6 protein-coding genes are annotated in these 8,677 nt (G+C 39.3%); 3 read left to right on the top strand and 3 right to left on the bottom strand.

Going from position 1 to position 8,677, the window contains the following annotated elements:
- Nucleotides 1-396: 396 nt before the first annotated feature.
- Entirely contained in the window at nucleotides 397-2,385 is a 1,989-nt protein-coding gene (locus ACFIKN_RS06770; RefSeq protein ID WP_273791323.1) for a M23 family metallopeptidase, read from the top strand.
- 907 nt (nucleotides 2,386-3,292) lie between these two features.
- On the opposite strand, the gene ACFIKN_RS06765 is transcribed toward ACFIKN_RS06770, so the two are convergent.
- The 3 genes from ACFIKN_RS06765 to ACFIKN_RS06755 form a co-directional block, all read right to left on the bottom strand.
- Nucleotides 3,293-4,723: a sensor histidine kinase gene (locus tag ACFIKN_RS06765; protein ID WP_375631403.1), complete on the bottom strand. Its 1,431-nt coding sequence runs from the start codon at nucleotides 4,721-4,723 to the stop codon at nucleotides 3,293-3,295.
- A gap of 224 nt (nucleotides 4,724-4,947) precedes the next feature.
- Entirely contained in the window at nucleotides 4,948-5,502 is a 555-nt protein-coding gene (locus tag ACFIKN_RS06760; RefSeq protein WP_375631404.1) for an RNA polymerase sigma factor, read from the bottom strand.
- A gap of 7 nt (nucleotides 5,503-5,509) precedes the next feature.
- Entirely contained in the window at nucleotides 5,510-5,713 is a 204-nt protein-coding gene (locus tag ACFIKN_RS06755; protein WP_015856821.1) for a NepR family anti-sigma factor, read from the bottom strand.
- Between the two features lie 169 nt (nucleotides 5,714-5,882).
- On the opposite strand from ACFIKN_RS06755, the gene ACFIKN_RS06750 reads away from it, so the two are divergent.
- Entirely contained in the window at nucleotides 5,883-6,677 is a 795-nt protein-coding gene (locus ACFIKN_RS06750; protein ID WP_375654309.1) for a response regulator, read from the top strand.
- A 22-nt stretch (nucleotides 6,678-6,699) separates the two neighbouring features.
- Nucleotides 6,700-7,713, top strand: coding sequence for a sensor histidine kinase (locus tag ACFIKN_RS06745; protein ID WP_375631405.1), 1,014 nt, complete (start codon nucleotides 6,700-6,702; stop codon nucleotides 7,711-7,713).
- Nucleotides 7,714-8,677 lie beyond the last annotated feature (964 nt).

Here is an 8,677-nt window from a genome sequence, read left to right as displayed (position 1 = left end):
TTTTTTTAAATAAAATAACCCAAACATTTCCAATAAAATATTGTAACAAAAAATCCTATTTCAAGACATTATTGGAAAAATCTGCCTTCATAAAAATAAAACATGAAAACAAAAGGAGTTCAAAGAGAGCATGGCGCCTTTAAAGTAAAATATAGCACCCCATTGCAATGCATGAAAATAGGAAGTTGCCTAAGAATGAGTTAATCTCAATAACGCTTGTTTTATGCTACTTTAATAAGGAAATTTTTCTGCACAGGTACGATTTATAAAGACATTGCTGTATAAAGAGAATCGCATGATCTGTAATTTGTAAAAAGAATCAAATTCCTGTAGAAGCATGCTAAGCTATCTATCTAGCTTTCTTTATTTAATATTGAAAAGTACTCTTATAAATCTATGTGGGATAACGAACAACAAAAAAACGATCCTGGACAGGACCCTGCTCTTGTCGTCAAACGCTTGCGGCCTGCGCGCCGACAGGTCTCTGCTCGTTGGCTTACGGGAACCATTCTGACAGGAATCACTTCCTGCATTCTTATGGGGATTGCACTTTTTACGGCTCTTGATGAACAACAGCGATTGGTAACACCGCCACAATGGTTTACGCAGGAAAACCTATCAGAATCACAAGACCCTGAGGCCAATGGGTATAAAGGTGATCGTATTTCTCCCACCCATGCACGGCAAAGCTTTGACAGAAAACGTCAATTTGAACTATCGATTCTACAAAAAAAAGGCGATGAAAAAGTCATTCAAACACAACATTTTGAATGGATTCGTATGGCTTTAGCCGAAAATCGCCCCCAGAAATATAGCTATCCAAAATTTGATTCTTTAAGCATTCTTGCCAGTGATTCGCAAAGTCAAAATATTGCACCACAAGAAGATTCTGGGCAGATTTACGGTGCAAAAATCGAAACAAAACTCACCTTACGCAGCTATGATTTTAAGGTAAATCAATTCGATTTTGATGACAGCGACACATTGACAGATGAAGAGGCACAACAAGAAGTGCAAAAAGCTGGATTTACTTTAGAAAAGAGCACCGAACTTCTTTCAGTTCTCACATTGATTGATCCTTTAAAGTTAGAAGATGCATCCTCCCCTTCCCAAGGCACAGAATCCCCTGAAGTTCGAATCGTTCAAGAAAATGTAACCGTTTCTCCTCAAAGCCACCGTATCGATCTGACGAAAAACTATGTTGAAGATATTATTCCTATTCGTAAAAAACAAACGATAGCCGATGCTTTCAAAAAAACCAGTTATACAAAAAAGCAAATTGACCAAGTTGTAAAAACGCTAGAAAAAATAAGCCTTTCCGATACTCTTAAAGAGGGAAGCCTTTTACGCATTGGTATCGTGACACAAGCTGGTGAAAAAGACCATCTCGTACGCGCAAGTATCTATCAAGGGATGCATCATGTTCTCACCATTGCCCTGAATGATAAAGGCCAATTCATTGAAAGCACAGAGCCTAAAATGTCTAAAGCGCTTAAAACGGCTTTTCAAAATGGTATTCCGCATTCTTACATCAATAGCGCGCAATTACCAACGGCTTATGATGCACTCTATAGTGCTTTGCTCAGTCATAATATATCACAATCTCTCTCTCATCGTCTTATTCGTCTGCTGGCCACCAATATTGACATGAAAAGTCCGATAACACCCAATGATCAGATCGAAATATTTTATGCCGTACCACAAAGCGATAAAGAAAACAAAAACGGCAAAAAGAACTTGAAAGCAAAGGAAGCATCCAAAAACACTGATCCAGAAATTCGTTATATTAGCGCAACTTTTGGAAATACAACTTATAAATATTACCGTTATCAATTAAAAGATGGAAGCGTTGATTATTATGATTCTGAAGGGAAGAGTTCAAAGCCTTTCTTGCTGCGCAAACCCACACCAAATGGGATTTTTGGCTCCCCCTTTGGTCCACGCAAACATCCTATTTTAGGCTATATTCGCATGCATACGGGTGTTGACTGGGTTGCTCCTAAAGGATCGCCCATTATTGCTGTAGGAGATGGTATTGTCACAAAAGTAGGCGTAACAGGCGGCTATGGAAATCACACGGAAATTCAACATGCCAATGGATATGTCAGCAGTTATTCACACCAAAGTCGTTATGCACCAGACATCAAACCAGGCGTGAAAGTACGACAAGGGCAAATTATTGGATATGTTGGATCAACAGGAATGGCAACCGGTCCCCATTGTCATTTTGAAATCATTGTCAATGGCGTCAAAGTTGATCCCATGCGCATTCGTATACCGGATAGCAAAGCCTTAACCAATCAAGACCTACAAACATTCCTACAAGAAAAAAACAATATTGATTCTTTGATCAACAGCCCGATAGCACCCTCCGAAGAGACTTAAAGCATGAAAGCATCGGCATTTTCACGACTCAAAACATCTAAAAATATGCTTTAGCGCTTACTTTTCTCAAAGAGATTTCCGCACTTTAAATATCTATTAAAGGATACGTCGAAAGATGCCACCACCCAAGGTCGCATCACAATGATTAAAAATAAAACGCCCTCCCCTTTTCAGGTTTACGCACAATAGGTTTGCAGATTTACGCACAATAGAAAAGTGAAAAATATGAACCCCCAAAAGGCTAACTCTTCTTGTTTATTTTATCAAAACGATAAAAATCCCTTTGTTTTCCATGCAATAAAGTTTTAAATCAAAGGTGAGTTTTTCTAAAGAATGAAGATTCTAAAATCCATATCATTCTATAAACAACCCGACTTCTTGTTGAATAGATTCCACTTGTTGAATGTATGCTGTTCATAGCCCTAAAGAACGGTGTTTCATGAACTTTATGAGCAAGTTTTACCTAAGAGAATATTCCTTACACACTTTTACAAAAAAAACCCATATTTAAAGTTTTAACAGCCCTTACAAAAAATAACAAAACTTAAAAAAAACAATCTCTTAGCAAAGAAATAGAGCTTACGAATATAAGTATTATTATTGGCTTAAAGGAGCACTTATTCAAAATAAATTTAAAGGCTCACTTAAGCACTTCAAAGCTCTAAGACAAGGAGAACTTTGAAAGCCGATCATCGGAGTCAATAAAGCAAAAAAACAACGAGACCAAAAGATGAAGAAGCAAGGTTGCTTCTCTTAAAAGCAATTGACAATCTGATATGAATGGTGCTGTGTTCGCGCTACTGAAGCCGTATTTTTCCTTCTTCTTGTGAAAAGATGCCCTCCCCATACATTCACGATGAATGAAAGGCAGCTTACCACGAGCAAAGAGTTTAACCCTTTAAAAAAATCAGTCAGAGCTTTTTTTTGAACTATTCATGCTAAGTTTTGGCAAAGGAATAACAATCTTTGTGCCTCCTAAAGCAGAAGTTTCAAACAGAGGTTTTTCACCAAATTGCATACAGAGCTGTTCCACAACCACACGACCAAGCCCTGTTTTTTGTTTTAAAGTTTGGCTTTTCATTCCCACGCCATCATCTTCTACAATGAGCATCAATTGTCCATCTTTCTGGGGACCAAAGGAGATATAAATATGACCCGACCGTTGATCAGGAAAGGCATGTTTTAAGGAATTTGTCAGCAGTTCACCAAGGATAATTCCAAGTGTTGTCGCATCTCTTGAAGACAGGCGACAATCTTTAAAGTTGGTGTGAATGGTGATGTTTTCACGCAATTCAAAAGGAACTGCCAATTCGACATCATGCACAACAGAACTAAGAAACTCTGCCAATAAAGTCGTTTCCATATCATCACTTAAGCGCAAACGACGATGTGCTGTAGAAATTGTCTGAATACGATCACGTGCAGCACCTAGAACAGAACGTACCTCTTCATTTTTGCTCCGGTTTAACTGGAGCCCCAGCAAAGAAGACACCGTTCCAAGAGAATTGCCAATGCGATGGCTTGCATCCTGCAACAATATTTCAACCCGTTGGCGTTCTTTTTCAGCGTGATTACGTGCTCTTTCTAATTCTTGTGTTCGTTCTTTCACGCGGGCTTCCAGAGCGATATTTTCGCTATGAAGCAGCAATTGATACAATTTTAAAGAGCGCATATCACGATGAAAACGATTAATAACAAAATAGGCAGAAATAAAGGTACTTACAACGGAAACAATAGCCGCCAAAGTCAAAGCAGCCCGCATCAATGCGATACCCTCACGCTGTTTTTGTCGCACTACATCATCCCCATTAATAAAGCTTGTCATCAATTGAGCTAAACGTGCCACAGGAATCTTTGATACTTCCAAAGAGTCCGCATGAGAAGGTTGAGAAGGTTGTTCAGGAATCGCATCAAGAGCATGCATATGGGCATTCATAAAGGCTTTTCGTGCTTCAACCTCTTCTTTAAAAGCCGTAAACCATTTATACCACTGGGGATGCGCATAAACAATAAGTGCGATATAGTCGAGAATATTCCCCAACTCCCGCTCTGAATTTTCAAAACGTATTTTATCTTCCGCCTTGCGCGTTTTTGCATAGCTGCGATCAGCAACAGCCATATCAATCAAGCTAATAAGAACCAAATCAGCCTGTTCGCGCAATTCTGAACTTGTATTCAACTGTGCGATTTCTCGATCAACAGCATTTGAAAGCAACATAATAAAAACCGATGCCAAAAGAGCCATAACAAGAGAAACAACAATCGCACCCCACCGCCAGCGTGATATCGTTGCATCAGAAGAAGGCATTTGAGGCATCAAATTTGTTTTTGTTGTCATAGAATGTCCATTGGCGAACTTGAAAGTCGTCATTTTTCAGCACAAAGGAAGGCAACCTTATGGAACATAAAACCTAAAGCCCGTGAGAAAGTTTTATACAGGCTTTTCTTGTGTTCCTAAGGATACACGCCAAACTTCTGAATTTCCTCAGATACTGACTTTACTGTAATAGCTATAACGGGAATAAAAAAAACAAGGCTATCGATCATAATTATTATGCTTTTTTAGCCGTTAAATGAACACAATGTACTTCCAGCTGAGTAAGAATCAGGACCATAATCAGACTCACCATCCACCTTAAGAAGTTCTTGTAATCGATTACGCGCCCTGCTCACACGGCTTTTAATGGTTCCAACAGCACAACCACAAATAGTCGCAGCATCTTCATAAGAAAACCCCGATGCGCCAATGAGAATAATGGCTTCTCTTTGATCGGCAGAAAGCAAATTTAAGGCTTTTTTGAAATCTTGCAAATCAAGCGATCCATATTGAGCAGGATGAACAGCGACATTTTGAGTAAACACGCCATCGGTATCTTGAACTTCTCTTCCCTTTTTACGCATTTGACTATAAAATTCATTGCGCAAAATGGTAAAAAGCCAAGCTTTAAGATTAGTCCCCATCTCAAAACTATCTTGCTTAGCCCATGCCTTCATAACAGTATCTTGAACCAAATCTTCAGCTTTATCGTGCTTGCCACTTAAAGAAACAGCAAAAGCTCGTAAAGCCGGCAACACAGAAAGGAGTTCTTGTTTAAAGTTTTTCGCGCGCTTTGACATAAAGGATTCAAACCTTTTCCACATTGTTTAAGCCAAATTGCTCTGCGCGCTCCAACTTCTCTAAAAGCTCAAGCAAACACCGTGGCAGTGCCTCTTCTTGAATTTCCATGTAAAATTGACGTAACTTCCGTGCTATTTCGCTATTGACCCCGAGAAGATCATCTCCAACTGTAAATTGTGTGGTGAGATTTTTTTCATCACGGTCGTTCATTTTTCATCCCCCTAATCCATATAATATTGGTAGCACCGCGAAGAATTTTTTCGCCTTATAGTTGTAAATATAGCTGTCGGTAAAAAGTTCCATACAAATCAAGGAACTTTTTTATCGGTTGAGAATTTCAACCAACAAAGTGCTTGAAAGGTCAAAGGAGTTATAAATTATGTCATTATCAACGCGCATTGCCCCGCATCTTCCCTATCTTCGGCGTTTTGCCCGCTCTGTCACCGGTAGCCAATCCTCTGGCGATGCTTATGTGTCAGCGATGTTGGAAGCACTCATTGCCGACATCTCCATTTTTCCCAAAGCCTCCACTGACCGAATTGGTACCTATTGGCTTTTTTGCCATCTTTTTGACCAAACCACACCGAACATCCCAGAACCCCTGCCTCAATTTGGTCTTGAACAAAAAACCAGTGCCAAATTATCCTATCTCACGCCCCGTGCACGCCAAGCATTTTTGCTCATTGCCGTTGAAGGATTTCATGAACAAGAAGCCAGCGAAATCATGAATCTGGATACGAAAGAATTCCGCAAGCTTCTCAACCAAGCATCTATTGATATTTCTCAACAAATTGCCACTGAAGTCATGATTATTGAAGATGAACCTCTTATTGCACTTGATATTGAGCAAATGGTAGAAAGCCTAGGTCATCATGTTGTAGGAATAGCGCGCACGCGTGATGAAGCTGTCATTATGTATCATAAGAAAAAACCACGGTTGATTTTGGCTGATATTCAATTAGCCGATAACAGTTCAGGTATTGATGCGGTCAACGAGATTTTGAAAAATGACCATATACCAGTGATTTTCATCACGGCTTTTCCCGAAAGGCTTCTCACTGGCGAGCGTCCAGAACCAACTTTTTTAGTGACCAAACCTTTTAACCCAGATATGGTGAAAGCGCTTATTTCCCAAGCTTTATTTTTTCAAGAGAATGCTTCTAAAGCGGCTTAGAACAGGGTAACATCTTAAAATTATGATTGTTACGCCTCTTTCAAAGCCTCCCATGGATAAATCTCATATGAGTGCGCTCATGCAAGCGATTCGTGGTGCGGATATTTGCGTTCTCTATCAGGCAACAAATCTGGTTTATTTATGGGCTGAAAACTTGCCCCACCATTTGCACAATAAATGGCGGGTTGGGTGTCGTGACAGCGACTTTTTTTCGCTTGACCTTGCAGACAATATGGAAACCATCAAACTGCAAGTTTTAGCCAGTGGCAAAATGCAAACTGTTGAAGCACGTTTTGAAGATACAAACAAACAAGAGATTTGGTACAAATTTTCTATTGATTGCCACCGCAATGATAACGAAGACATTATTGGTATTATCACCACCGGTGTCAATATTTCCGGCTTACGCCGCCGTGAACAAGTGCTTAAAATCCTTCTTCGCGAAGTCAGTCACCGTTCTAAAAATCTTCTAGCGATCATTCAAAGTATTGCCAGTCAAACCGCCCGCTATACTGAATCTCTTCAAGTTTTTTTACGAAAATTTCAAGGTCGTCTTCATTCTCTTTCTCATTCTCAAGATCTGATCACGGATTCCGATTGGCGTGGTGCTCAATTTCGCGAATTGGTCCAAACGCAGGCTTTAGGCTATTTAATGAAAGAAACAGAACGTTTTTCACTTGAAGGCGTCGATCCTTATCTTTTTCCCAATGCCGCTTTGCATATTGGTTTGGCTTTTCATGAACTGATTGTCAATTCTCTTTCTTTTGGAGCCCTTTCCCAAGAAAAGGGGAGCATCTGTGTACGCTGTGAAATCGAAACAAAACTGAATGGCAAAACGCAACTTATCATCACTTGGCATGAAAATTTTGAATCCGGCATCCCTCCCACAAACAATAAAAAAGCCTGTTTTGGTAGTGCCGTTCTCGAAAAAATCGTTCCCATTTCCGTGAATGGTTCAGCTTCCCTCAAATTGACACAAGAAGGAATTGTCTATTGCCTCTCTGTTCCTGATACTTATTTTGATATTTTTTCTTAAAAGAGCATTTTAAACAATGAACAAGAGAAGTTTCCCCTTTTTTAGTAAAATATCTCATCTGTTTATTAAGCACAAAGACATTTTCCAACCTCTTTAAACCAACCTCTATAGTCCCCCAATAGTTCCCCAAAACCTTAACGAAAAACCTTAACGATGAGAACTGAAAGCTACATAAAATCCATTCCCGCTGTTAATCAACTTCCATCCCTCATATAACCGGCATATTTTAAAACAGAAACCAAAACGATAAAGAGCAAACCGTTTCAACTTTTACTATGCCAAATAAAAGCGAGCCTATTACCCATCTCTTTTTGTATAATTTTCGCAATGCGCATACAATTTTATTTTGGCATAATATGCAATTTCAAGGAGTAAAGCTAACATCCATCATCATTCTTCAGCTTTACGGGCTTAAAGCCTCCACGAAAACGACAATTAATTGATGAAAATTACATATTTTACGCTTTTATATATCGCATTCTATAATGGAGATATTCTCTTCAGGTACAATAGGACATTCTAAAACAGAATACACTTATGTCTTTCATTCACGCACTTTTTTAATATTTCCCAGCGCATCCACGCTCATTTCAAAACAGTATCTGTAAATAAGATATAATAGCCCCCAGCCCCCGTAAAGTGAACCATCAAACCCGCCCCCCTTGTTACGCCATATCCTTCTTTACCTTCATGCCCCTTTTCACTTCATAAAAGTAGTAGCTGAGCATCATCATACCATTTGTCTTTCATGTTACAACAGCCATTGACCTTTGAGAGCGTCCATAAGAGGCATTTTAGGCTTTTTTTCAAATATTTCTCATTGATACAAAGCCCACACACACCCTTTTATGACGTGCAAGCCAATGACTTTGATTAATTCACTATAGAATAGCATCTCAAAGGGGAAAACCCATCTCAAAGGGGAAAACCCATCTCAAAGGGGAAAACCCATCTCAAAGGGGAA

The organism is Bartonella sp. CL436QHHD (assembly GCF_042195105.1).
Classification (GTDB): Bacteria; Pseudomonadota; Alphaproteobacteria; order Rhizobiales; family Rhizobiaceae; genus Bartonella.
This window is presented reverse-complemented; position numbering and strand designations above follow the sequence as displayed.